The sequence below is a fragment of the Halopseudomonas sp. SMJS2 genome, assembly GCF_029866945.1.
Lineage (GTDB): Bacteria > Pseudomonadota > Gammaproteobacteria > Pseudomonadales > Pseudomonadaceae > Halopseudomonas > Halopseudomonas bauzanensis.
Map to the genome: position 1 here is coordinate 3,284,856 of NZ_CP123445.1, position 25,454 is coordinate 3,310,309.

The window sequence follows — 25,454 nt, forward strand, 5'->3', positions numbered from 1 at the left end:
TACAATAGATAGACAATAATGTGAAATGCATCAACCTAGGAACATTACCAACTATAGACTCACATCCCCAGCCACTCCGGTAGCGCCAGAGAGATCGCCGGCACGTAGGTGATGATGGCCAGGAAGAACAGCAGCAACATCAGCCACGGCATCGCCGCGCGAATCACCCAGCCCACCGGCATACCGGTCACCGCCGAGGTGACGAACAGGTTCAGGCCCACCGGCGGGGTAATCAGTCCGATCTCCATGTTCACCACCATGATGATGCCCAGGTGGATGGGATCGATGCCCAGTTGTATGGCAATCGGGAACAGGATCGGCGCGAGGATCAGGATGATCGCCGACGGCTCCATGAAGGCACCGGCAATCAGTAGCATGATATTCACCGCCAGCAGGAACATCCACGGCGACAGTTCCATCGCCGTTACCCAGGCGGTGATGGCCTGGGGGATCTGCTCGGTGGTCAGGACGTGGGCGAACAGCATGGCGTTGGCGATGATGAACATCAGCATGATGCTCAGCTTGCCCGACTCCAGGATCACCTTGGGGCATTCGCGCAGGGTCATGTCTTTATAAACGAATACCGCGACAAACCAGGCATAAACCGCTGCTACAGCCGCTGCTTCGGTGGGCGTGAACATGCCGGAGTAGATGCCGCCCAGGATGATCACCATCAGCAGCAGGCCCCATAGCGCCTTGTGCGCGGCCGACAGCCATTGGCGCACTGATGCCCGGGGCATTGCCGGCAGGTTCTTTTTCACCGCGATGATATAGATCGCCGCCATCAAGGCCACGCCCAGCATCAGGCCGGGAACCACTCCGGCCATGAACAGTTTACCCACCGATTGCTCGGTGGCAGCGGCATAAACCACCATGACGATCGATGGCGGGATCAGAATACCCAAAGTACCGGCGTTACAGACGATGCCGGCACCGAACGCCTTGGGATAACCCGAGCGCACCATACCGGCAATGGCGATGGAGCCCACCGCCGCTACCGTCGCCGGCGAGGAACCGGACAGCGCGGCAAATAGCATGCAGGCCATCACCGCGCCGATCGCCAAGCCGCCACGAATGTGCCCGACGCTGGCATTGGCGAAGTCGATCAGCCGCCGCGCCACGCCACCGGTGGTCATGAAGGCGCCCGCCAGCAGGAAAAAGGGAATGGCCAGCAGAGTGTAGTGCTCGGAGGTCTCGAACAGCTTGACCGCCAACCCGCTCACCGAATCGGGACTGAACAGGATGATGGTGAGCGAGCCGGCGACGCCGAGGGACACGGCGATCGGCACGCCCAGGAACATCAGGACGAACAGAGCCAGGAACAGGAAAGGAATAGTCATGGGCGGCGATCCTCACTGTCGGCCAGCTTGGCGGCTTCTGCCGCCTCGTCAGCCAGCCCAAGGCCGGTCTGCTGGTGGCGGAGGATACGAATCAGAATTTCCGCGAAGCGGATGAACATCATGGTAAAACCCAGCGGTACGATCAGTGCGACATGCCATTTGCGGATACCGAACTGATCCAGGTCATCGGCGTAGATGGCGTTGCCGAACAGAGCCACGACCCACTCGAAACTGGCAACGCTGAGCAAGCCCGCATAACCCAGACAGATCATGCATGCGAGGATGCCGATGCCCCATTGGATGCGCTGGCTGGTCAAACGCACCAGAGCGTCGACCCCAATATGCCCTGCGGTACGCACACCGTAAGCCAGGCCGAAGAAGATCAACCAGGCGAACAGCGCCTTGCTCAGCGCATTACCCCAGGTCATTTCCTGGGCCAGGTAGATGATGAAATCCCCGATGGCAAAGAAAAACGCGCTGATGCCTGCAGCACCGCGTATTTCGAAAAAGTCGCCCAGCAGGAAGAACGGGTTGTAGAGATTGTTGATGATGACGTAGACAAAGGTCACCAGGGTCATCGCTGTCAGCAGAAAGACGATGACGCCCTCCTCGAAATGATCCCAGGCAAGACGCAGAGCATGCATGGTGGATTCTCCGGAAATTAGAAAACGGATAGCGCCGCAACCGGCATTACCAGCTGCGACAAGGCAGGTCAGTTCACGGGCTGCTGGTTGCTGGCTTCGGCTGCAGCAATCAGGTCCGCGCCAATCTGGTCGGCGAACTTCTGCCATACCGGACGCATCGCCTCGCGCCATTCGGCGCGCTGTTCAGGGGTAAGGGTGATGATCTCAGTGGCTCCGGATTCAGCAATTCGGGCGCGGGCACTGGCGTTGAGCTCCTCGGCCTGGCGATTCACTTCGACGCTGACTTCCGCCAGGATATCTTCCAGTTCGCTGCGGATGTCCTCGGGCAAGCCATTCCAGAATCGCGCATTGGCAATCACCATATAATCGATCAGGCCATGATCGGAGGCGGTCATGTACTTCTGGACTTCATGTACCTTCTGGCTTTCATAGTTGGACCAGGTGTTCTCGGTGCCATTGACCACACCGGTCTGCAATCCCTGGTAGACCTCGGCAAAACTCATCTTGCGGGGAATGGCGCGCAGCGCCTTGAATTGCTCGTCCAGCACCGCCGACGCCTGCACCCGGAATTTCAATCCGCGGGCATCGCGCGGCTCGCGCAGAGGCTTGTTGGCGGACATCTGGCGCATGCCGTTGTGCCAGTAGGCCAGACCGAGAATGTTCTTGTGCAGCATCGACTGGAGCAACTCCTGACCGCGTTCGCTCTGCTGGAAACGGTCCACCGCCGCCATGTCATCGAACAGGAACGGCAGGTCATAGACCTGCAGTGGCTTGGCGTAGTGCTCGAACTTGGACAGCGACGGCGCCAGCATATGCACATCGCCGAGCATCAGCGCGTCCATCTCCTTGCCATCACCGAACAGGGACGAGTTGGGATAGACCTGTACCTCGACCCGACCCGGCAGGCGCTCCTCGGCCAATTTCTTGAACAGCAGGGCGCCCTGCCCCTTGGGCGTGTTGTCTGCCACCACATGGGCGAACTTGATGATCACCGGCTCGCTCGCCTGGGCCAGGCCTGCCAACAACGGCAGGGTACAGATCAGTGCCTTGATCAGGTGTTTGAACATGGGGTCATTACCTCTTGTTGTTATCGTGTTTGTTTTTGTCTGGGTCGGCCGCGAGGCTCAGCCCGGCGGTTGGCCGGCACGCTGGAGCACGCGCCTGGCGTGGCCGATCACTGGCGCATCGACCATCTGTCCATCGACCACGAACACACCATCACCAGCAGCGCCGGCGGTCACGACCCGCTGCGCCCAGCTCAACTCTTCGGCGCTCGGCATCAGGGTGTCATGCACAACCTGCACCTGGCCGGGGTGGATGCACAGCATTCCACCGAAGCCCATATCCCGGGCATCGGCGGCCATCTGGGACAGACCGTCGGGGTTGTTGATGTCGGGGAAGACGCTATCCAGTGGCGATGCCAGCCCAGCCACCACGCTGTTCAGCAGGATGGCGTAACGCGCCTGGTCGAGCATCCGCCCGGCTGCGGCGGCGCCGCTGGTCAGACCCAGAGCCAGCCCCAGATCCAGCGCGCCGAAGCTGAGGCGCTCGACGCCTTCTGCCTGGGCAATGGCAGGCAGCGCTTGCAGCCCCAACGCGCTTTCGATGATTGGCCAGACGGAGCGGCCACTGGCAGCAGCCAGCGTCACCTGCTCGGCACTTTCTACCTTGGGCAGCAAGACGCCCACCACACCGGCATGCCGCCGGCACAGTTCCAGATCCGCCTCCTGCTGCGGATGCCGGGGAGCATTGATGCGCACCAGTATCCGGGCCTGGGGATTCTCGGTCAGAAAGGTATCCAGATTGGCCCGCGCTTCGGCCTTGAGGTTCTCCGCCACGGCGTCCTCGAGGTCGACGATGACCCGGTCGGCGCCACTGGCCAACGCCTTGGGAATGCGATCGGGGCGGGTCGCCGGTACGAACAGCGCCGTGCGGATGATGGTCGTATTCATACCGCCCCCTGCTGCCGCAACTGTGCGATATCCGCCGCGGCGTAGCCCAGCTCGGCGAGCAGGCTGTCGGTATGCTCACCGAGCGAAGGCACCGCGTCCATCCGCGGTTCGAAGGCAGCGTTACGCCCTGGCGGCAGCAAGGCCGGCAACGAGCCCGCCGGGCTTCCCACCTCGCTCCAGCGCTGACGCGCCTTGAGCTGCGGGTGAGCCCAGACGCCGGCCATGTCGTTGACATGGGCGTTGGCGATGGGCGCCGCATCGAGTCGTGCAATCACCTCATCGGCGGTCAGCTTGCCGAATGCCTCGACGATGATGGCCCGCAATTCGGCGCGGTTCTCCGAGCGCCGGGAGTTGGCCGAGAAGCGCTCATCGGCGGCCAGTGCCGGCTGCAGCAGCACCTTGCCGCAGAAAGACACCCACTCGCGTTCATTCTGCAGGCCGAGCATCACGGTACCGCCATCACCGGTGGGGAACGGGCCGTACGGGTAGATGGTGGCGTGGGCCGCGCCGGCACGGGGCGGCGGCGTCGCTCCCTGGTAGGCGTAGTACATCGGAAAGCCCATCCATTCGACCAGGCTTTCCAGCATGGATACATCGATACGGCTGCCGATGCCGGTCTTGTCTCGCAGCATCAGCGCCGACAGCACCCCGGTGTAGGCATACATGCCGGCGGCAATATCCGCGATGGAGCAACCGGCCTTGGCCATCTGGTCGTCACCCGGGCCGCCGGTGACCGAGAGAAAGCCGCCCTCGCTCTGGATCAGCAGGTCATAGGCCTTCTTCTGTTCGTAGGGGCCACCTTCGCCGTAGCCGGAAATATCGCAAACGATCAACTGCGGAAAGCGCTCGTGCAACGCCTCAAAGGAGAGCCCCATGCGCGCCGCAGCGCCGGGCGCCAGGTTCTGCACCAGCACGTCGGCCTTGGCCAGCAGTTGCTCCAGCACCTTGTCGGCGCCAGGCTGCTTGGCATTCAGGGTCAAGCTTTCCTTGGAGCGGTTGGTCCAGACGAAGTGCGAGGCCAGACCATCGACACGCTCGTCGTAACCCCGGGCGAAGTCACCGGAGCCAGGGCGCTCGACCTTGATCACCCGCGCACCAAGATCGGCCAATTGCCGAGTACAGAACGGCGCGGCAATGGCATGTTCCAGACTGATCACGGTAATCCCATCCAGGGGACGGGGTTTGTGGTTCTGCTCACTCATGAGCTTTCCCTCCAACCAGGCTGACCTGGCTCATATCCGTCTGCTCACGCAGTGCCCACACCCGGGCCACCAGTGCTTCGGCTTGGTCGGCATTGCAGGCGCCGGAGAAGGCCACCAGGCGGCGGAACTTGTCCTCCAGCTCGGCTCGGCTCAGGGTGTTGCCCGGATCGCCCTTGGGTTCATCGATGCTGCCGTGCAGCGTGCGGCCGTCGCCGGTGGTGACCTCGACTCGGCCCAGCCAGCGCTGCGGGTAGGCGCCATCGACTTCAGGGTCCAACTGCATGCTGACTTTCTCGCGGAAGACGCCAATGCGCGGATCGACCAGCGCATGCTCATGGAATTCCGGCAAACCGGCCTTGCCATAGAGGGCGACTAACCCCAGCACGGTGCCCATGGAGAACTTCGCCTGGTGTACGCTCTGCGGCGCCACAACCCGGCCGAGTACATCGATGGCGCCCTGGTGTACACGGGTAACCACGCTGGCGATGTCGTCGGCCTGCAGCTGCTCGCGCTGCATCAGGTCCAGCAGCGCATCGGCCGCTGGGTGGGTATGCCGGCAGGAGGCATGGAACTTGAACGAGGTTTCCGGCAACGCCCAGCGACTGCCCAGCCGGTCGGACAACTTGCTCGGATCAGCATCGCTGGACATGCCAGCCGCCATGCCCTGCTCGCCTTCGAGAATATTCTGAGCCCCGGTCAGGCCATCTGCGGTCAGGTAGGCTGCCAGCAAGCCATCAGCAGCAGCCTTGGCGGTATGCAACTGCTTGGAGTCGGCGGCGTCACGCAGGAACTCCCACAGTCCAGCAGCCTGGGTGCCGGCGCTGCCCAGCAGATGAGTGAACTGCTGCTGGTCGAAGTCCAGCAACTTGCCCACCGCGACGGCGGCGGCCAGGGTGCCGACGGTCGCCGTGGTATGGAAGATGCGGTAATGCGAGCGACCGAGAAACTCACCGATGCGGATGCCCGCCTCATAGCCGGCCACCGAGGCCAGAATCAGGTCACGACCACTCTTGCCCAGGTCCTGGGCGGCGGCCAGCGCGGCGGGGAATACCACCGTGGCCGGGTGCAACACCGAGCTGTTGTGCAGATCATCCTGCTCGACCAGATGCGAACTGGCGGCATTGACCAGCGCAGCGAAATAGGCCGAGCTGGACTGGCCATTGACCAGGATCTGCGCCGGCCCGCTGGCCGGTCCCATCTTCTGCGCATAGCGCTCGAACAGCGGAATCGGGTGGGCACCCTGACTGGCCAGGGCCGAAGCCAGCCAATCGAGGAACAGGTCCTCGGTACGACTGATGACCGCTTCAGGCAGTTGCTCGTAACTTAGCCCCGCGAGAAATTCGGTAAGCGCCTGGGTGTGCTGACTCATGTTGTTTTCCTTTGCTTATCCAGTGGCGCTCAGAAACTGCGCGGTAGGCCGAGGATGTGCTCGGACACGTAGGACAGGATCAGGTTGGTGGAGATCGGCGCCACCTGGTACAGCCGGGTCTCGCGGAATTTGCGCTCGACGTCGTATTCGTTGGCGAAACCGAAGCCGCCGTGGGTCTGCAAGCAGGCGTTGGCCGCCTCCCAGGACGCCTTGGCCGCCAGGTACTTGGCCATGTTGGCCGCCGCGCCAGCGTTACGCCCGGCGTCGTATTCCTCACAGGCGCGCCAGCGCATCAGATCCGCCGCTTCGATCTCGATATGCGCCTCGGCAATCGGGAACTGCACGCCCTGGTTCTGGCCAATCGGCCGGCCGAACACCACGCGATCGCGGGCATATTCAGCGGATTTCTGGGTGAACCAGTGCCCATCACCGATACATTCGGCGGCGATCAGCGTGCGCTCGGCATTCAGGCCATCGAGGATGTAGCGAAAGCCCTTGCCCTCTTCGCCGATCAGGCTCGACTCGGGGATTTCCAGGTTGTCGAAGAACAGCTCGTTGGTTTCGTGGTTGACCATGTTGGCGATCGGCTGCACGGTCATGCCGTTACCGACGGCTTCACGCAGGTCGACCAGGAAGATCGACATGCCGTCGGCCTTCTTCTGCACCTCGGCCAGCGGTGTGGTCCGCGCCAGCAGGATCATCAGGTCGGAATGCTGAATGCGCGAGATCCACACCTTCTGGCCGTTGATCACATACTTGTCACCCTTCTTCACCGCGGTGGTCTTGATCTTGGTGGTATCGGTGCCGGTGGTTGGCTCGGTCACCCCCATGGATTGCAGGCGCAGTTCGCCACTGGCCAGCTTGGGTAGGTAGAAGCTCTTCTGCTCTTCGCTGCCGTTACGCAGCAGGGTGAACATGTTGTACATCTGCCCGTGCACGGTGCCGGAGTTGCCACCGCAGCGGTTGACCTCTTCCAGAATGATCGACGCCTCAGCCAGTCCCAGCCCCGAACCGCCGTACTCCTCGGGAATCATCGCCGACAGCCAACCGGCCTGGGTCAGCGCCGTGACGAACGCCTCGGGGAAACCCTTGGCTTCGTCGATCTTGCGCCAGTATTCGCCGTCAAACTCGGCGCACAGGGCGCGCACGCCTTCACGGATGGCGTTGTATTCTTCGTTCAGGTACGGATTCATCTCGGTTCCTCTGGTTCAGGGTCGGCCCCGGCGCGCCATGGCTGCCGCAGGCGTCGGATTCTGTCGATGGAGAGTCAGTCGAATTGCACTTCGGCTTGTTGGGCGATGCCGTCGCTATTGCCTGCCCACAGCTCGGCCTCGCCGGTGTCGGTGCGGCGACCGCCCACGACAAAGTTCTGCGGCGCAATCAGCGGCCGAACACCGCGATAGGCGAAACGACGCAGGCGCGCCTGCGGGTTGGCCCGACAGAAGGCCCGCAGATTCAGCGTGGCGATCAGCGGCCCGTGCACCACCAAACCCGGATAACCTTCGGTCTCGGTGACATAGGGCCAGTCGTAATGGATACGGTGACCGTTGAAGGTGACGGCGGAATAACGGAACAGCAGGGTTGGGCTGGGTGTGACCGGCTCCCGCCAATCACCCTCGGGCAGTGCTGCGCCAGTGGCCAGTTTTGGTGGGCTGGGCTCGCGGTAGACGATATCCTGTTCCTCGCGGAGCGCCAGTTCACCTTCCTGCAGATAATCGTGCTGGACGGTGACGAACAGCAGCGCACCGGTGCGGCCGTGCTTCTCTTCAACCTTGAGAATGGTGGAGATGCGTTTGGCATCAGCCCCGGCCCGGAGCGGCTGGTGAAACTCGATACGCCCGCCGGCCCACATGCGATTGCGGTTGTCCGCCGGCGGCAGGAAACCGCCACGGGCTGGGTGACCGTCGCCGCCGAGCCCGGCTTCCGCTACCGCCGGTTGGAAAAAGCACCACTGCCACAGCGGTGGCAAGGCATCACCGGCCTGTGGCGCCGGCTCGCCCAGGGTGGCGGCGATGCGCTGAAGCAGGGTCAGGCTGAGGTGATCATGAACTTCTTCGCTGCGTCCGATCCAGGCGGATAATACTGATTCGCTCATCGGTTGAATCCCATGGCTTGCTGGTATTTTTCAATATCATTGCCAAGGGGCTACCGATCTGTGAATCTACATTTCGGGAAGGGGGCGTTCGGTTTTACTTAACGCCAAGGCCGCACGTCAGCTTTTTCGCGGGATACAGCGCAGCATGCATTTCGATTTATCAGACCTTCGTCTATTCATTCATATCGCCGAGTCGCCCAGCCTGACTCAGGGCGCACGCAAGGCGTTCATCTCACCCGCCGCCGCCAGCGCCCGCATCAAGAGTCTGGAAACCGAGGTCGGCAACCGCCTGCTCTACCGCGACAGTCGCGGCGTGGAACTGACCCCGGCCGGCCAGCTGTTTCTGCAGCATGCGCGGTTGATCATGCGTCAGGTGGATTACTTGAAAAGCGAATTCACCGAATATGGCACCGACGCCGCCGGGCATATCCGAATCTTCGCCAACACCACTGCGGCCACGGAGTTCCTGCCAGAGATTCTCGGCGACTTTCTGGCTGAGCGCCCGGGTGTAACGGTGGACCTGCAGGAACGCCTGAGCCGGGATATCGTGCGTGGCGTATTGGATGGTTCCACCGACCTGGGCATCATCGCCGGGCCGGTCAAAGCCGAGAACCTGCAAGTGATTCACTTCAGCACCGACCGGCTGGTGCTGGTCACCCCCAAAGATCACCCGCTGGCCGGGCGCCAAAGCATCAGGCTGGCGGAAACCGCGGGCTATCCCCATATCGGCCTGCATGAAGGCACCACCCTGCTGCGATTTCTGCAGGAGCAGGTCGCCGAGAACGGCAACAGTCTGAACATGCGCATCAAGGTCTACAGCTTCGAGGCCATGTGCCGGCTGGTCGAATCCGGGGTCGGTCTGGCGGTGATGCCGGATTCTGCCGCCCGCCGTCACCAGCGCACCATGAACCTCGCGGTGATCGAGCTGAATGAGCCCTGGCGCGTGCGTGAACGCAGCATTCTGTTACGGGATCTGGAGGCTTTGCCGAAGGTGATCCGAGCTCTGATCGACCGATTGCAGACCTACGGTCTTGAGGACAGCGGATCCTGACGGTAGAAACCCGTCAGGTGTCGATACACCGCAGGCCAGGCTGTCTGCAGTGATTCGGGTAATTCGAAGAAGGTTTCCGACAGCACGGCGAAGAATTCCGCCGGGTCTTCCAGTGCGTAGTCATCCACCGGCAACGGCTCGTCGTTGTCGGCCCTACGCGCCAGATCATTCCAGGCCGCGGCAAAATCATGCTGCCAGGCCGCCGCATCCATGCCGGGATGCAGCGGCGGCGCGCCATTGGCGCTGGCGTCGCGCATATCCAGGGTATGCGCCAGTTCGTGGATGACTACGTTGTAACCATCGCCCTGCCCCGAGTGACAGACATCCTCCAGCGACAACACCACCGGGCCGCGCTCCCAGGCTTCGCCACTACGCTCACTGACTTCCTGATGGACGATTCCATATTCATCCTCCCAGCTGTGCTCGGCGACGAAAGGCCCGTCGTAGAGGATCAGGGTCTGCCAACGGTCGTACCAGTCCAGCCCCAATTCCAGTACCGGCACCACGGCCATCCCGGCGATGCGCAGACGCAGGTGATCATCCAGCTCGGCGCCGTTGACCGCCACCAGGTGCTTGCGCAGCAGCAGGCGCAGCGCCAGTTCCTGAATACGGCGCTGCTGCTCCGGTGAGTAACGCCGGTAAACCGCCCAGTCGCCCAACGCCTGCTGCCATTGCTCGGCGGATACGGCCAGCCGGCGCAACTGTCGGTCTTCACGCCAGTGGCTCAGGCGTTGCCACCAGCTGCGTCGCTCGCGACGTGTGGCCTGTTTGCTGATAGCAATTTCTCCAGTGCAGGGGAACTCTGAATCCGTTTTCCAGCCATGATACGGCATCCGATCGCAGGGTGACCTACCAAGGAACCTGATGAGCGGTTCAGCGCCTCATACAGTCGGTTGATGGCGCCTACTCGTTCAATCAGATTTGTGTCTACAGTCTGTATACACAGCGACGACACGCCTCCCCGAGCAACCAGTGCACATCCATCTGCAAAGCGGCATACCGCTCCAGCCATCGCTAACTGACGTGGCGTAAGACCTGCCACTTTGCCAAACACGAAAAGCCCGAGCACTGAACCCTCAAACCGCGCCGTGCGCGGTGAGGTTGCAATATTGTCCTTTGAAATACAGTAGTGGCTGCGCAGCAGCAGCTTCTTGCAGGTTTAACGCTTTCACTTCACCAATCACGATCAGGTGATCACCTGCGGCATGTTCAGCGTGAATTTCGCAATCAAGCCAGTCCAGGCTGTCGGCAATGATCGGATTCCCCAGCGGCGATGCCCGCCATTTGATTCCGTGCCACTTGTCCGTGCCTTGCCGAGCGAACTGGTTAGAAATATTGACCTGTTCACCTGACAGGATATTGACTGCGAATCGACCGGCCTGGCGCATTCCAGGATAGCTGTACGAGCTGGATTTAACGCTGAATGACACCAGCGGCGGACTCATCGACACGCTATAAAATGACTGGCAAGTGAAGCCAACCGGCTCGCCATCAATGTGTGATGTGATCACCGTGATACCGGATGCGTAATGCCCGAGCGCTTTGCGAAAGCGCAATGGCTCGATAGCTGTACAGGGAAGCGACATAGTAGGTCCTGAATATCGGGTGTAGCTCGAAGGTGTTGAGGAAGGCTTGACGTAGCTCGGTAACTTTCAAGTTACCGAGACAACCTCCCCGCCCCCATTCCAACGTCAGTTCAGCCCTGGCTCGAGAGCTCTCTTCGGACGATGTCCGCACCTGCGCTTAACGCATTCAGCTTGCCTCTTGCCACTCGCCGAGGTAATGGCGCCATGCCGCAGTTGGTGCAAGGATAGAGCTTGTCGGCATCTACAAACTGAAGCGCTTTGCGCAGGGTACTGGCAACGTCTTCTGGTGTTTCAATCGCATGGTTTGCCACATCAATGGCCCCTACCATGACTTTCTTGCCTCGAATGAGCTCAATGAGGTCCATCGGAACATGAGAGTTGTGACATTCCAGTGAGACTATATCGATACTGGACTTTTGCAGCTTGGGAAAAGCCTCTTCATATTGTCGCCACTCTGACCCCAGGGTCTTTTTCCAGTCTGTATTGGCCTGGATGCCATAGCCGTAGCAAATATGCACAGCCGTTTCACATTGAAGGCCTTCAATCGCCCTTTCCAGAGTGGCAATACCCCAATCATTCACCTCATCAAAGAAAACATTAAATGCGGGCTCATCAAACTGGATAATGTCAACACCCGCGGCCTCTAATTCTCTGGCTTCTTGATTGAGAATCCTGGCAAACTCCCAAGCCAGTTTTTCGCGGCTTTTATAATGATTGTCATACAGCGTATCGATCATAGTCATGGGGCCTGGCAGAGCCCATTTTATGGGTTGCTTGGTTTGCTGACGCAAGAACCTGGCATCTTCAACAAAAACCGGCTTTTGCCGCGTAACAGCACCCACGACCGTCGGTACGCTCGCATCATAGCGATCACGAATTCTAACGGTTTCACGTTTTTCAAAATCAACGCCACTGAGGTGCTCAATAAAGGTAGTGACGAAATGCTGGCGCGTTTGCTCACCATCACTGACAATATCAATACCTGCTTGCTGCTGTTCTTGCAACGACACACGTAAAGCATCTCGTTTCCCCTCAACCAATCCTTCCTCGTGCAATTTCCAAGGAGACCAAAGTGTTTCAGGTTGTGCCAACCAAGAGGGTTTGGGTAAGCTGCCAGCCGTTGATGTGGGCAACAATTTTTTCATAATAGATGACCTTTGTTGTTGATTAGTCAAAGAGCGTAATTAGCGGACCACTGCTCAAGAACAGCCCGGTGCGGCTTGATGAAGTGCTCCTCAACAAACCTTCCCTGCTCAATAGCCAGTCGGCTGCGCTCCTCTCGGTCATAAACAATTCGCGTTAACGAATAATCCTGGTTATCCAAACGGGGTTGATAGGATTTTCCCGCTGCAGAGTTCGCATTATATATCTCAGGCCGGTAGATCTTTTGGAAAGTATCCATCGTGCTGATGGTACTGATAAGCTCAAGATTGGTGTAATCAACAAGCAAATCACCAGAAAAATAGAAAGCCAAAGGCGCAACACTATTTGGGGGCATGAAATAGCGAACCTTCAACCCCATTTTCTTGAAGTACTCGTCAGTTAACGAGTATTCATCTTGTTGATACTCCACGCCCAATACAGGGTGCTGATTTTCAGTCCGATGGTAGGTCTTGCTACTCGAAACACTTAGGCATATAACCGGTGGCTTGCTAAAATTCTCTTTGTACGCATTTGAGTTAACGAAACACTGGAACAGTTTGCCATGCAAATCGCCAAAGTCATCTGGCGTACTAAATGCGGACCGACTCTTATTGTGCTCCTGCAAAAGCACACTGAAGTCATAATCTCGCACGTACGAGGAGAAATTATTCCCTACAACACCATCAATGCGCTCGTCAGTTTTCCGATCAACAATACTCGCCTTCAATATCTCAATCAACGGGAGCGCATCACCACTGTTTTCAGCATCAACATTCATCTCGACAGAGATAATTTCAAGCTCGACAGTATAACGGTCGCCTTTGGGATTATCCCAATGCGCCAGCGCATTAAAACGATTGTCAATCATGTTCAAGGTGTTACGCAAATTCTCTTGGCGACTCTCCCCTCTAGCCAAATTAGCAAAATTGGTTGTGGCACGCGTATTGGCTGAGGGCTGGTAGTTCTCATCGAAACAAACGCTTTTAACAGTAAATGCAAACTCTTTACACATGGTAATCTGAAACCCTGATTTTCGAGACAAACCAGATCTCTGGCTTTTTTCTCGCAGTAATCTTTATACTTCCTATCGTTGGGACATATCTTATGCTGTGCCCTTGCTTTAGTAACAATGAAATGATTTCACTACGTCTTTAGTCATATTCATGATGCGCCGCGTTCGAAAGGACGGTTCCCCTTTGTCACTGAATCACCGGAGCCCAGGCACAAAAAAGCCAGGCTGCTTTTGACAGCAGCCTGGCTTGATATCGCTATTACAATCTCAGAAGTTGAGCGTCGCGCCATCTTCCGGAATTTCAACGCGATCCGCGATACCCTTTTCCTGCACGTATGCCTTCAGCTCTTCGCGCGTCAGAGCCATGTGGTTGATGGCGTCCATGTGCGTGGCAACGATGGTGGCATCCGGCGCTGTCTTGGCCGCCCGCAGTACATCTTCCTTGCCCATGATGATCGAGCCATCAAAACCATTCATCATTGCATAGCCTGCGTTGATCAGGACGATCTGCGGGGCGTAGTCTGCAAGCGCCATATCCACTTCATCGCGCCAGACGGTGTCACCTACCAGATACAGCGTGTCATGGCTTGGCGACTGGAATACCACCCCCATCGCCTCACCGAGGAAAGTTGCCACTTCCGCCGAGGCATACATTTCGTCAGTGCCGTGCTGGCCACCAATCTGGCTCAGGGTCACGCCCTCGAACTCGGCCTTGGAAAGGATGCGAACATTGGTAAAACCCTGTCCACGGATCATCAATGCATCAGCCAGGTTCTGCACAAACAGCGGGATATCCTTCGGCAGCAACTGCTGGGCAGCATCGTCCCAATGATCAAGATGGGTATGGGTGATGATCACTGCGTCGACGTCTGCAATAACGTCCTTCTCGGACATGGGCAGGTCTACCAGCGGGTTGCGCAGGTTGCTGCGATAGGTGTCTTCAAACCCCGGATAGGTGCCTTTTTTCGATAGCATCGGGTCGATCAGGAAGGTGGTGTCGCCGTAGGTGATCTTCACCGTGGCATTGCGGATCTGCTGCAACTGCACAGCCGCGGTAGTAGTGGATGCGCTGGTAGCAGAAGTAGCAGGTTGTGCATGGGCAAATGTCGCAGCGATGCTCAGGCTCAGGGCCACAGCGAGCGAGCTGGCAAGGGTTTTCATGGTCATGTGTTTCTCCAGGGATAGCCAGTGAAGGTGCTGCCATTGTCGGCTCCCTCAGCAATCAAAAAAAGTGGCCTATATGACAATATTCGATATAAATGGGCCACCCCTGCAGCTGCCATCCAAAATAGCCGCTTTGACCCGATACCCTATATAGGATAAATTTGGGCAACCCGTTTTCCACCCGCTGCTACTTCGCTCGAGAGGTAATTCCATGTCCGACATCAGTGTAGTCGTACTGGCCTTTGACGGGGTCAGTCTATTCCACCTTTCCGTCCCCGGCATGGTCTTCGGTGCGGATGAAGGGATCGCTCCTGCTCGCTATGAGGTGCTGTATTGCACGCAGAATCCGGGCCGGATACGGAGTGATCAGGGTGTGATGATCGATGTGCCCCACGGTCTCGATGCCATGGCAAAGGCCGATATCATCATCGTGCCGGCCTGGAGTGATCCCGGGGAGCTCACCTCTCCCGAGCTGACAGCAGCACTGCAACAGGCCCACGAGCAGGGCAAATTGATCGTGGGCCTGTGCCTGGGTGCCTTTGCGCTGGGCCATGCGGGCTTGCTGGATGGCCGCGAAGCTACTACTCACTGGGCCGCGCGCGAGATGTTTGCCAAGCGCTTCCCGCGCACCCTGTTCCGGCCCGACGTGCTCTATGTTGCCGACAGCAATATTGTTACCTCTGCCGGCACGGTCGCGGCCATCGATTGCTGTCTGCACCTGCTGCGCGAGCGCCATGGTTCCGAGGCGGCCAACCATGTCGCCCGGCTGCTGGTCACCCCGCCGCACCGGGCCGGCGGCCAGGCGCAATACATCGAGCGGCCGGTGCCACGCTGTGCCAACGATGACCGCCTGCCCGGCGTACTGGAGTGGGCACGGGCGAACCTGGCGCAACCGCTGTCACTCGACGCCCTCGCCGAGGTGGCAAAAATGAGCCGGCGCACCTTTACCCGGCGTTTCCGGGAGGCCACCGGTACTACCGTCACCAAATGGCTGAATGCTGAACGGGTGGCCAGAGCTCAGCAATTGCTGGAGACCACCGATCTGTCGATCGAGCGCATTACCTCGGCGGTGGGTTTCGGTACGCCGCTGGCGCTCCGGCAGCAGTTCGCGGCGCAGCTGGGCACGTCACCGTCCAGCTATCGGCGCACCTTCAACAATCAGGTAAACGCGACAGCATCATCAATGACTTGATTTCATCTCACGAACAGCCGCCGAGCAGGCCGGCCGAAGATGGCGGCCTGCTCGGCGCCGGGGTAAACAACCGGCCCGATCTCAACCATGCCTGACTCGGTTACTGGCGCCCGCTATACGGTGTGCAGGTACCACATGTATTCCAGATCCGAGATGGTCTTCTCGAACTCCTCCAGCTCGCTTTCCTTGCACAGCACGAAGACGTCGAGATATTCCTCGCCGATGTATTCCTTCATCACCTCGGAGCCTTCCAGCTCACGCAGGGCGTCGCGCAGGTTGGTCGGCAGCGATTGCTCATGCTGTTCATAGGCATTGCCTTCGGTCATTGCCGGCGGCTCGATGCGGTTGCTGATGCCGTGGTGGATGGCCGACAGCAGCGCTGCCATCAGCAGGTAGGGGTTGGCATCGGCGCCGCCGAGGCGGTGTTCGATGCGCATGGCGTCCGGCTCGCCGCCCGGTACCCGGACCGCCACGGTGCGGTTGTCGATACCCCAGGTCGGGGCGCAGGGCACGAAGAAGCTCGGGCTGAAGCGGCGATAGGAGTTGACGTTGGGACACAGGAAGGCCATGTATTGCGGCAGGGTTTCTAGCAGGCCGCCGATGGCCCAGCGCAGGTAATCGGACAGGTTGCCGTCGGCATCCGGGGCGAACAGGTTGCGTCCGTCGCGCTCCAGGCTGATATGCACGTGCATGCCGTTGCCTGCCTGGTCGTGGTAGGGCTTGGCCATGAAGGTGGTGTCCATCTCGTGGTCGTAGGCCACGCTCTTGATCACCCGTTTAAGCAGCACGCTGTAGTCACAGGCCTTGACCGGGCAATCGACGTGATGGAGGTTGACTTCAAACTGGCCGGGGGCCGATTCGGCGACGATGGCGTCAGCGGGGATGCCCTGCTCGTGGGCAGCCTCGATGACGTCCTCGAGAAACTCCGCGTATTCGTCCAGGTCGTCCATGGAGTAGACCTGCACCGAATTGGGGCGTTTGCCGGAGATCGGCGAGCGCGGCGGCTGCGGCCGGCCGGTAATATTTTCCTGATCGATCAGGAAAAATTCCAGTTCGAAGGCCGAAACCGGTTTTACGCCCAGCTCAGTGAAGCGCTCCACCACTCGTTGCAACACGTACCGCGGGTCGGCGAAGAACGGCGTCTTGCGATCCAGCTCGTACATGGTCATCAGCAGTTGCCCGGTCGGGCGCTTCTGCCAGGGCTCGATGCAGAGGGTGCCGGGGATCGGCAGGCAGATGCGGTCGGCATCGCCGATTTCCACACCGAGACCGGTTTCCTCGACGGTGGTGCCCTGGATGTTCAGGGCGAATACCGAGGCTGGCAAGGCAATACCGCGCTCGAAGGCCTTGACCAGGGCCGAGCGGTCGATCCGCTTGCCACGTACGATGCCGTTCATGTCGGCAATCAACAGATCGATGAAATGGACTTCCGGATACGCCTCGAGAAAGGCTTCGGCTTCCTGCACCGAGGCCGGAACGATGTTCCCAGCGTCAAGGGCGATGACCTCGGCGGGCTCGGTACCGACGCCCGTGACATCGGCTTGAAAGGACATGATGGCCACCTGTTATTTGTAAAATATATCAACCATGACTCTTGAGTTGAGAGTAAATCCGAAAGGCTCCAGTGAGTCAATAGAACCCCGACCGCCCCGAAATGAGGCATGGCTGCACCCTTTACGATCCATATCGGAGACCTGCGGGCCGACTTTTGTCCGCGCTTGTCAGCAGAACATCATCATTTTGTGGTTAGTATTTTTTGTTGCTATTGTATGAAAAATTGAACAACAACCCTTCAGAGTCGTGAGCCGCACAGGCGTTATCATGTCCGCTAACCGCAAGCCATTGATCGGCATATCCTGCTGCACCACCCACTTCGGCCCGCACCCCTTTCATATGGCCGGCGAGAAATACATTCGTGCGGCGCTGGACGCTGCCGGTGGCCTGCCCCTGCTGATTCCAGCCCTGGGCGATGAGCTATTGATCGACCAGTTGCTCGATACCTTCGACGGCCTGCTGTTCACCGGCTCGCCCTCGAATGTCGAGCCCCAGCACTATGCCGGCCCGGCCAGCGCTCCGGGTACCCAGCATGACCCGCAACGCGATGCCACCACCCTGCCGTTGATCCGTCTGGCAGTCGAGCGCGATATTCCGGTGCTGGGGTTGTGCCGGGGTTTCCAGGAAATGAATGTGGTCTTCGGTGGCAGTCTGCACCAGCGCCTGCATGAGGTGCCCGGTTTTATTGAACACCGGGAAGATACCGAGCAGCCAGTCGATGTGCAGTATGGTCCCGCCCACGAGGTGCGCATCGAACCGGGAGGCCTGCTTGATCGCATTGCTGGCTGCAGCTCGGCACAGGTCAACTCCCTGCATACCCAGGGTGTGGACCGTCTGGCCCCCGGCCTGCAGCCTGAAGCAACGGCGCCCGACGGACTTATCGAGGCTTTTTCCGTTACCGCAGCCACCACCTTTGCCCTCGGCGTACAGTGGCATCCAGAATGGAAGGTAATGGAAAACCCGTTCTATAGACGTATATTCAAGGCGTTTGGCGACGCCTGCCGGGCCCGAGCCGCCCGGCCCAAGAGGACTGTATGAACAAGATTGAAGCTTTTCTCAGGGAACACAGAATCACCGAGGTCGAATGCATGGTCAGCGACCTCACCGGCATCGCCCGGGGCAAGATCGCGCCGACTGCCAAGTTCATGTCGGAAAAGGGCATGCGCCTGCCCGAGAGCATTCTGCTGCAGTCGGTCACCGGCGATTACGTGGAAGACGATGTCTACTACGATCTGCTCGACCCGGCGGATATCGACATGATCTGCAAGCCGGATGACGAAGGCATCTATCTGGTGCCCTGGGCCATCGAGCCCACCGCGCAAATCATTCATGACGTTTACGACAAGCACGGCGAGCCGATCGAGATGTCGCCGCGCAACATGTTGAAGAAGATCCTGCGGTTGTATGCCGACAAGGGTTGGAAACCGCTGGTGGCGCCGGAGATGGAGTTCTATCTGACCAAGCGCAACGAGGACCCGGACCTGCCGTTGCAGCCACCGGTCGGTCGCTCCGGGCGCCAGGAGACCGGTCGTCAGTCGTTCTCGATCGACGCCGCCAACGAATTCGACCCGCTGTTCGAGGATATGTATGACTGGTGCGAGGCCCAGGGCCTGGATCTGGATACGCTGATCCACGAGGAAGGCACCGCGCAGATGGAAATCAACTTCCGACATGGCGACCCGCTGCACCTGGCCGACCAGGTGCTGGTGTTCAAGCGCACCATGCGCGAGGCGGCGTTGAAACACGATGTGACTGCCACCTTCATGGCCAAGCCCATCACCAACGAGCCCGGCAGCGCCATGCACCTGCACCAGAGCATCATCGATGCGAAAACCGGCGAGAATATCTTCGCCAATGCCGATGGCAGCATGAGTCAGCTGTTCCTGCATTACATCGGTGGCATGCAGCGCTACATTCCCGAAGTGCTGCCGCTGTTCGCGCCGAACGTCAACTCGTTCCGCCGCTTCCTGCCGGACACCTCGGCTCCGGTCAACGTCGAATGGGGCGTGGAGAATCGTACCGCGGGCCTGCGCGTGCCCGACTCCACACCGCAGAACATGCGTCTGGAAAACCGCCTGCCGGGGGCCGATGCCAATCCCTATATCGCCATCGCTGCCAGCCTGTTGTGCGGCTATCTGGGCATGGTCAACCACATCGAGCCGACCGCACCGGTGCAGGGCCGGGCCTATGAGCGTCGCAACCTGCGCCTGCCCTTCTCCCTGGAATCGGCACTGGAGCGCATGGAGCAGTGCACCGATGTGCAGTCCATCCTCGGCGAAAAATTCTGCCGCGGTTATATCGCGGTCAAACGGGTGGAGAACGAAAACTACAAACGCGTCATCAGCTCGTGGGAACGGGAGTTTCTCTTGCTGAGCGTATAGCGACCGGCGGCGCGCTCCCCGGTCAGGCAGTGGATCACAGGAGTACCGGCAATGACGACAGCAGGCAAACTGACTACCGCTGAACTGCGCGCACTGGATGCAGCCCACCATCTGCATCCCTTCAGCGATCACAAGGACCTGGGCGTCCGCGGCACACGCATCATCGAGCGGGCCTCGGGCGTCTATCTCTGGGACAGCGATGGCAATCGCCTGCTCGATGGCATGGCCGGCCTCTGGTGCGTCAACATCGGCTATGGCCGCACCGAGCTGGCCGACGCCGCCTATCGGCAGATGTGTGAGCTGCCCTACTACAACAGCTTTTTCCAATGTACCCATCCGCCAGCGGTGCAACTGGCCAGCGCCATTGCCGAGCAGGCGCCGGCGCACATGAATCACGTGTTCTTCACTGGCTCGGGCTCCGAAGCCAACGACACCGTGGTGCGCATGGTAAGACGTTACTGGGATCTGCAGGGCCAGCCAGAGCGCAAGACCATCATTGGCCGCATCAATGGCTATCACGGCTCCACGGTGGCCGGCGCCAGCCTGGGCGGCATGGCACCAATGCACGAACAGGGCGACTTACCCATCCCCGGCATAGTGCATATCGCCCAGCCGTACTGGTACGGCGAAGGCGGCGACATGCACGAGGACGAGTTCGGCCTGTGGGCAGCCCGGCAACTCGAAGAGAAAATTCTCCAGGTCGGTACCGACAAGGTGGCCGCCTTCATTGCCGAGCCCATCCAGGGCGCTGGCGGGGTCATCGTGCCGCCCGCCACCTACTGGCCGGAGATCAAGCGCATCGTCGAGCAGTACGGCATCCTGCTGGTGGTCGATGAGGTGATCTGCGGCTTCGGTCGCACCGGCGAGTGGTTCGGCAGCCAGTACTATGACCTGCAGCCTGACCTGATGCCAATCGCCAAGGGGATGACCTCCGGCTACCTGCCCATGGGCGGGGTGATCGTCGGTGACCGGGTCGCTTCCAGCCTGATCGCCGACGGCGGCGAGTTCTTCCATGGCTATACCTATTCCGGCCACCCGGTGGCAGCGGCGTTGGGCCTGGAGAACCTGCGAATCCTGCGCGATGAACAGATCGTCGACTATGCTCGTAACGAGGCAGCGCCCTACCTGCAGCGCAAGATTGCCGCGCTGGCCGAGCATCCGCTGGTCGGCCAGGTGCGCGGTGTCGGCATGCTCGGCGCCTTCGAACTGGTCAGCGACAAGGCCAGCCGGGAACGCTTTCCCGGCAAGGGTGCCGCCGGCAGCCTGTGCCGGGATCTGTGCATCAGCAATGGCCTGGTAATGCGGGCAGTGGGTGACAGCATGATCATGTCGCCACCGCTGGTGATTCAACCGGAGGAGATTGACGAGCTGTTCGAGAAGGCCTGGCGCAGCCTGAACATGGTTGCGGAGCAGCTGAGCTAGGGGTGTAAACGGCAAAAACTGGCACAATGCCGCGCGGGGTCTATCCGCCTGCCGCGCGCTTGCATACACTAGCCACGCCGACGGCAACGTCGGGCAGAAAAGACATGGAATAGCCGCCCAGAACCGCTCCGGGCGGTGACAGATCAACCGCTAACGGCTGGCGTTACCGGCCAAACCAGAAGCAGCAGGCCGCCTCGACATGGGCAGCGTCTGCAACAGGAGAAGACATGAAACTTACAATGCGCAAGACATTGCTGGCCATGGCCGTTACCGGGTTGTTCACCAGCGCAGCGTATGCCAACGGCGAGTTGAAGATCTACAACTGGTCCGACTACATCGCCGAGGACACCATCGCCAACTTCGAGAAGGAAACTGGCATCAAGGTGACCTATGACGTATACGACTCCAACGAGGTGCTGGATGCCAAGCTGCTCACTGGCCGCTCCGGCTTCGATATAGTCGTGCCGTCCAATCATTTCCTGACCAAGCAGATCGAGGCAGGTGTATACCAGCCGCTGGACCACAGCAAACTGCCGAACATGAAAAACCTCAACCCGGCGCTGATGGACCAGATGGACAGCATCGACCCGGGCAGCCAGTACTCGATTCCCTATATGTGGGGCACCAACGGTATCGGCTACAACATCGACAAGGTCCAGGCCATCCTCGGTGAGGACGCCCCGCTCGACACCTGGGACCTGGTCTTCAATCCGGAGGTTGCCGCCAAACTGGCCAGTTGCGGCATTTCCATGCTCGACTCCGGTGACGACATGCTGACCTCCACCCTGCAATACCTGGGTCTGGACCCCAACAGCAATGATGCTGACGACCTGAAAAAGGCCGAAGAGCTGCTGATGAGCGTGCGTGGGCATGTGACCTACTTCCACTCCTCACGCTATATCTCGGACCTGGCCAATGGCGAGACCTGCGTTGCTGTCGGCTTTTCCGGGGATGTATTCCAGGCCGCAGCCCGGGCCGAGGAAGCGGATAACGGAGTGAATATCGGCTACAGCATTCCCAAGGAAGGTACCCAGCTGTGGTTCGACATGATGGCCATCCCCAAAGGTGCGCCGAATGCCGACAACGCGCATACCTTCATCAACTATATCCTGCGCCCGGAAGTAGTCGCGCCGATTACCGACTATGTGGCCTATGCCAACCCCAACCTGGCGGCCAATGAATTCGTTGACCCGGACGTGCTGAACGACCCGGCGATCTATCCCACCGAGGAAGTCATGGCCAAATTGTTTGTGGCCAAACCGCGCCCGCTGTCATCTCAACGGATCATTACCCGCGCCTGGAACCGGATCAAGTCAGGGCGTTGAACCTTCCCGGGGCCGCTGTTGCGGCCCCAACTGACAGGAGAGCTATATGGTGGGTGCCGCAGGGGCCATGAAACAGGCCATGGCCAAGGCCGAGCCGGTCGAGTTCGTCAAGATCGAGCGCATCAGCAAACAGTTCGATGATGCCCTGGCCGTGGATGACGTGACCCTCACCATCAACCGGGGCGAGATCTTCGCCCTGCTGGGCGGTTCCGGCTCGGGTAAGTCTACCCTGCTGCGGATTCTCGCCGGCTTCGAAAAGCCCAGCGAAGGCCGGGTACTGCTCGATGGCCAGAACATCACCGACCTGCCACCGCACAAGCGGCCGATCAACATGATGTTCCAATCCTATGCGCTGTTTCCACACATGACCGTGGAGCAGAACATCGCCTTCGGCTTGAAGCAGGACAAGTTGAGCAAGACGGAAATCAACGAGCGCGTGGCTGAAATGCTCAAGCTGGTGCATATGGGCAAGTATGCCAAGCGCAAACCCCATCAGCTGTCCGGCGGCCAGCGTCAGCGCGTGGCCCTGGCCCGGTCGCTGGCCAAGCGGCCGAAACTGCTCTTGCTGGATGAGCCCATGGGCGCGCTGGACAAGAAACTGCGTTCGCAGATGCAGCTGGAACTGGTGGAAATTATTGAGCGCGTCGGCGTGACCTGCATCATGGTCACCCACGATCAGGAAGAGGCCATGACCATGGCCCAGCGCATCGCCATCATGGACCAGGGCTGGATTGTCCAGGTCGGCACCCCGGTGGACATCTATGAAAGTCCAGTGAGCCGACATGTGGCCGAATTCGTCGGCAGCGTGAACATCTTCGAGGGCGAGATCACCGCCGACATGGAAGACCACGCGATGATCCACTGTCCGCAACTGGACCGGAACATCTATGTCGGCCACGGCATCACCACCCGTGCCCAGGACAAGAGTGCCATCTACGCCCTGCGGCCGGAAAAGGTCTTTGTTTCGACCGAACAGCCGGAACAGGAATACAACTGGGCTCACGGCGAGGTGCATGATATCGCCTACCTGGGTGGCCATTCGGTGTATTACATCAAGCTCGACAGCGGCAAGATGGTGCAGGCGTTCTTCGCCAACTCCGAGCGCCGGTTGCCACGCCCGACCTGGGAAGACAAGGTCTATGTAAGCTGGGATGACGACGGCGGTGTGGTGTTGCCGTCATGAGAAAGCACCTGCGGCTGCCCAGCGGCAAGGCGCTGGTCATCAGCATCCCCTACCTGTGGATGTTCCTGTTCTTCCTGCTGCCCTTTGTCATCGTACTGAAGATCAGCTTCTCCCAGGCGGCGATTGCCATCCCGCCCTACGAAGCGATCTTCCAGTATGCCAACCAGGCGCTGACGGTTGTCCTGAATATGGGCAACTACATCTTCCTGACCCAGGACAGCCTGTATTTTGCCGCTTATCTCGGCTCGCTGAAGATCGCCCTGGTGGCGACGCTGGTCTGCCTGGCGCTTGGCTACCCGATGGCCTATGCCATCGCCCGGGCGCCCCGTGAGCGGCAACTGATCTATCTGCTGCTGATCATGATGCCGACCTGGACCGCCATCCTGATTCGGGTCTATGCCTGGATGGGGATTCTCAGCAGCAACGGCCTGCTCAATTCGGTCTTGCAGAGTATCGGCCTGATCGACGCGCCATTGCAGATTCTCAACACCAATACCGCAGTCTATATCGGCGTGGTCTACGCCTACCTGCCGTTCATGGTGCTGCCGCTGTATGCCAATCTGGTCAAGCACGACGAGACGCTGATCGAGGCCGCGACCGACCTGGGTGCCAGTCGCATCAAGGCGTTCTGGAAGGTAACCGTGCCGCTGTCCCGCTCAGGCATCATCGCCGGCTCCATGCTGGTATTCATCCCGGTGGTCGGTGAGTTTGTCATTCCCGAGCTGCTCGGCGGGCCGGAAACCCTGATGATCGGCAAGGTACTGTGGCAGGAGTTCTTCAACAACCGTGACTGGCCGGTGGCTTCGGCGCTGGCGATCGTGATGCTGGCGATCCTGCTGATTCCGATCACCTTGTTCCATTACAACCAGGCCCGGGAATTGGAGAAAAAAGCATGAGGCGTCCCGACTTTTCCAGCGTCGTGCTGTGGCTGGGTCTGGTGTTCATCTACCTGCCGATGATCATTCTGGTCATCTATTCGTTCAACGCCTCGCGGCTGGTGACGGTGTGGGGCGGCTGGTCGATGCATTGGTACGTCGGCCTGCTGGATAACTCCCAGCTGGTGAGCGCCGTCAAACGCAGCCTGCAGATCGCCTTTTACACGGCGACCGCAGCGGTAGCGCTGGGTACCCTGGCGGCTTTCGCCATGAGTCGCTTCCAGCGCTTTCGCGGGCGAACGCTGTTTTCCGGGATGGTCACCGCGCCGCTGGTAATGCCCGAGGTGATTACCGGGTTGTCCCTGTTGCTGCTGTTCGTGGCGCTGGCGCAGATCCTGGAATCGCTGTTCGGCGTGCTGTTCGACCGCGGCATGCTGACCATCTGGATTGCCCACACTACCTTCTCGGTGGCCTACGTCGTGATTGTCGTGAGCAGTCGCCTCGGCGAGCTGGACCAATCCATCGAAGAGGCCGCGCTGGACCTGGGCGCCCCACCATGGAAGACCTTTCTGCAGATCACCGTGCCGATGATCGCACCCTCGATCCTCGCCGGCTGGCTGCTGGCTTTCACCCTGTCGCTGGACGATCTGGTCCTGGCCAGTTTTGTCTCCGGCCCCGGTTCGACCACGCTGCCAATGGAAATCTTCTCCGCCGTACGCCTGGGTGTGAAACCGGAGATCAATGCTGTTGCCAGCGTGATCCTGTTCGCCGTGTCGCTCCTGACCCTGCTGATCTGGTTCATCGCCCGTCGTGCCGACAAACGCAGTCGGATGCTGCCGCCGGATGACGAACTGGCCGGCTAAGCCGGCGGCAGCGCGCACAGACCATGTAGTCCATTTTGTGGGAGCGGCCTTGGCAAACGACTCCAGCAAGGTTATTCTCTGAAAACTGAATGAACATTCAT

The 25,454-nt window shown here is 59.7% G+C and carries 23 protein-coding genes; 9 read left to right on the forward strand and 14 right to left on the reverse strand.

Annotation, left to right across the window (positions count from 1 at the left end; genetic code table 11):
* Positions 1 to 59 precede the first annotated feature (59 nt).
* The 8 genes from dctM to QAO71_RS15400 all read right to left on the reverse strand — a co-directional run bounded on the left by dctM (position 60) and on the right by QAO71_RS15400 (position 8,602).
* Positions 60 to 1,340: a C4-dicarboxylate TRAP transporter large permease protein DctM gene (dctM, locus tag QAO71_RS15365; protein ID WP_280164821.1), complete on the reverse strand. Its 1,281-nt coding sequence runs from the start codon at positions 1,338 to 1,340 to the stop codon at positions 60 to 62.
* Positions 1,337 to 1,984: a TRAP transporter small permease gene (locus QAO71_RS15370; RefSeq protein WP_036989021.1), complete on the reverse strand. Its 648-nt coding sequence runs from the start codon at positions 1,982 to 1,984 to the stop codon at positions 1,337 to 1,339. The genes dctM and QAO71_RS15370 overlap by 4 nt, the downstream gene beginning before the upstream one ends.
* A gap of 68 nt (positions 1,985 to 2,052) precedes the next feature.
* Positions 2,053 to 3,051: a TRAP transporter substrate-binding protein gene (locus QAO71_RS15375; protein WP_280164822.1), complete on the reverse strand. Its 999-nt coding sequence runs from the start codon at positions 3,049 to 3,051 to the stop codon at positions 2,053 to 2,055.
* A gap of 57 nt (positions 3,052 to 3,108) precedes the next feature.
* Positions 3,109 to 3,936 (reverse strand): CoA ester lyase, encoded by an 828-nt coding sequence (locus QAO71_RS15380; protein WP_280164823.1) that lies wholly within the window; start codon positions 3,934 to 3,936, stop codon positions 3,109 to 3,111.
* Entirely contained in the window at positions 3,933 to 5,138 is a 1,206-nt protein-coding gene (locus QAO71_RS15385; RefSeq protein WP_036989018.1) for a CaiB/BaiF CoA-transferase family protein, read from the reverse strand. The genes QAO71_RS15380 and QAO71_RS15385 overlap by 4 nt, the downstream gene beginning before the upstream one ends.
* Entirely contained in the window at positions 5,131 to 6,507 is a 1,377-nt protein-coding gene (locus QAO71_RS15390) for an MmgE/PrpD family protein (RefSeq protein ID WP_280164824.1), read from the reverse strand. Before QAO71_RS15390 ends, QAO71_RS15385 begins: the two co-directional genes overlap by 8 nt.
* Before the next feature lie 29 nt (positions 6,508 to 6,536).
* Complete coding sequence (locus QAO71_RS15395; protein WP_036989016.1) at positions 6,537 to 7,700, reverse strand: acyl-CoA dehydrogenase family protein; 1,164 nt, start codon at positions 7,698 to 7,700, stop codon at positions 6,537 to 6,539.
* Between the two features lie 74 nt (positions 7,701 to 7,774).
* Positions 7,775 to 8,602 (reverse strand): MaoC family dehydratase N-terminal domain-containing protein, encoded by an 828-nt coding sequence (locus QAO71_RS15400; RefSeq protein WP_136868730.1) that lies wholly within the window; start codon positions 8,600 to 8,602, stop codon positions 7,775 to 7,777.
* Between the two features lie 145 nt (positions 8,603 to 8,747).
* Here QAO71_RS15400 and QAO71_RS15405 point away from each other — a divergent pair, with 145 nt between their 5' ends.
* Positions 8,748 to 9,653, forward strand: coding sequence for a LysR family transcriptional regulator (locus tag QAO71_RS15405; protein WP_036989013.1), 906 nt, complete (start codon positions 8,748 to 8,750; stop codon positions 9,651 to 9,653).
* Here the strand turns inward: QAO71_RS15405 and QAO71_RS15410 are convergent.
* From QAO71_RS15410 to QAO71_RS15430, 5 genes are all read right to left on the reverse strand, one after another.
* Positions 9,626 to 10,486: a zinc-dependent peptidase gene (locus tag QAO71_RS15410; protein WP_280164825.1), complete on the reverse strand. Its 861-nt coding sequence runs from the start codon at positions 10,484 to 10,486 to the stop codon at positions 9,626 to 9,628. The genes QAO71_RS15405 and QAO71_RS15410 overlap by 28 nt on opposite strands.
* Before the next feature lie 243 nt (positions 10,487 to 10,729).
* A complete protein-coding gene (locus QAO71_RS15415) occupies positions 10,730 to 11,239 on the reverse strand; it encodes a flavin reductase family protein (RefSeq protein WP_280164826.1) in 510 nt (169 codons plus the stop codon).
* 110 nt (positions 11,240 to 11,349) lie between these two features.
* Positions 11,350 to 12,384 (reverse strand): methionine synthase, encoded by a 1,035-nt coding sequence (locus tag QAO71_RS15420; RefSeq protein ID WP_074779483.1) that lies wholly within the window; start codon positions 12,382 to 12,384, stop codon positions 11,350 to 11,352.
* A gap of 26 nt (positions 12,385 to 12,410) precedes the next feature.
* Positions 12,411 to 13,394, reverse strand: a complete 984-nt coding sequence (locus QAO71_RS15425) for a DUF1852 domain-containing protein (protein WP_280164827.1) — start codon at positions 13,392 to 13,394, stop codon at positions 12,411 to 12,413.
* A 267-nt stretch (positions 13,395 to 13,661) separates the two neighbouring features.
* Positions 13,662 to 14,561 (reverse strand): MBL fold metallo-hydrolase, encoded by a 900-nt coding sequence (locus tag QAO71_RS15430; RefSeq protein WP_280164828.1) that lies wholly within the window; start codon positions 14,559 to 14,561, stop codon positions 13,662 to 13,664.
* Between the two features lie 208 nt (positions 14,562 to 14,769).
* Here QAO71_RS15430 and QAO71_RS15435 point away from each other — a divergent pair, with 208 nt between their 5' ends.
* The gene (locus QAO71_RS15435; RefSeq protein WP_074779489.1) at positions 14,770 to 15,750 is read left to right on the forward strand and encodes a helix-turn-helix domain-containing protein; all 981 of its coding nucleotides are present in this window, start codon (positions 14,770 to 14,772) and stop codon (positions 15,748 to 15,750) included.
* Positions 15,751 to 15,863: 113 nt separating this feature from the next.
* Here the strand turns inward: QAO71_RS15435 and QAO71_RS15440 are convergent, their stop codons facing one another.
* Positions 15,864 to 17,303, reverse strand: coding sequence for a glutamine synthetase family protein (locus QAO71_RS15440; RefSeq protein ID WP_280164829.1), 1,440 nt, complete (start codon positions 17,301 to 17,303; stop codon positions 15,864 to 15,866).
* Between the two features lie 268 nt (positions 17,304 to 17,571).
* Between QAO71_RS15440 and QAO71_RS15445 the strand changes: the two genes are divergently transcribed.
* From QAO71_RS15445 to QAO71_RS15475, 7 genes are all read left to right on the forward strand, one after another.
* On the forward strand, positions 17,572 to 18,342 hold the full coding sequence (locus tag QAO71_RS15445) for a gamma-glutamyl-gamma-aminobutyrate hydrolase family protein (RefSeq protein ID WP_280164830.1): 771 nt from the start codon (positions 17,572 to 17,574) through the stop codon (positions 18,340 to 18,342).
* Positions 18,339 to 19,685 carry a glutamine synthetase family protein gene (locus tag QAO71_RS15450; RefSeq protein ID WP_074779493.1) on the forward strand — a complete coding sequence of 449 codons (1,347 nt, stop codon included), beginning with the start codon at positions 18,339 to 18,341 and terminating at the stop codon, positions 19,683 to 19,685. The genes QAO71_RS15445 and QAO71_RS15450 overlap by 4 nt, the downstream gene beginning before the upstream one ends.
* Before the next feature lie 51 nt (positions 19,686 to 19,736).
* Positions 19,737 to 21,107, forward strand: a complete 1,371-nt coding sequence (locus tag QAO71_RS15455) for an aspartate aminotransferase family protein (RefSeq protein ID WP_280164831.1) — start codon at positions 19,737 to 19,739, stop codon at positions 21,105 to 21,107.
* Positions 21,108 to 21,334: 227 nt separating this feature from the next.
* A complete protein-coding gene (locus QAO71_RS15460; RefSeq protein WP_074779495.1) occupies positions 21,335 to 22,432 on the forward strand; it encodes a polyamine ABC transporter substrate-binding protein in 1,098 nt (365 codons plus the stop codon).
* A gap of 46 nt (positions 22,433 to 22,478) precedes the next feature.
* Positions 22,479 to 23,615 (forward strand): polyamine ABC transporter ATP-binding protein, encoded by a 1,137-nt coding sequence (potA, locus tag QAO71_RS15465; RefSeq protein ID WP_036989000.1) that lies wholly within the window; start codon positions 22,479 to 22,481, stop codon positions 23,613 to 23,615.
* A complete protein-coding gene (locus QAO71_RS15470) occupies positions 23,612 to 24,511 on the forward strand; it encodes an ABC transporter permease subunit (protein ID WP_036988999.1) in 900 nt (299 codons plus the stop codon). The genes potA and QAO71_RS15470 overlap by 4 nt, the downstream gene beginning before the upstream one ends.
* Positions 24,508 to 25,353 (forward strand): ABC transporter permease subunit, encoded by an 846-nt coding sequence (locus QAO71_RS15475; protein WP_280164833.1) that lies wholly within the window; start codon positions 24,508 to 24,510, stop codon positions 25,351 to 25,353. Before QAO71_RS15470 ends, QAO71_RS15475 begins: the two co-directional genes overlap by 4 nt.
* The last annotated feature ends 101 nt before the right edge of the window (positions 25,354 to 25,454 follow it).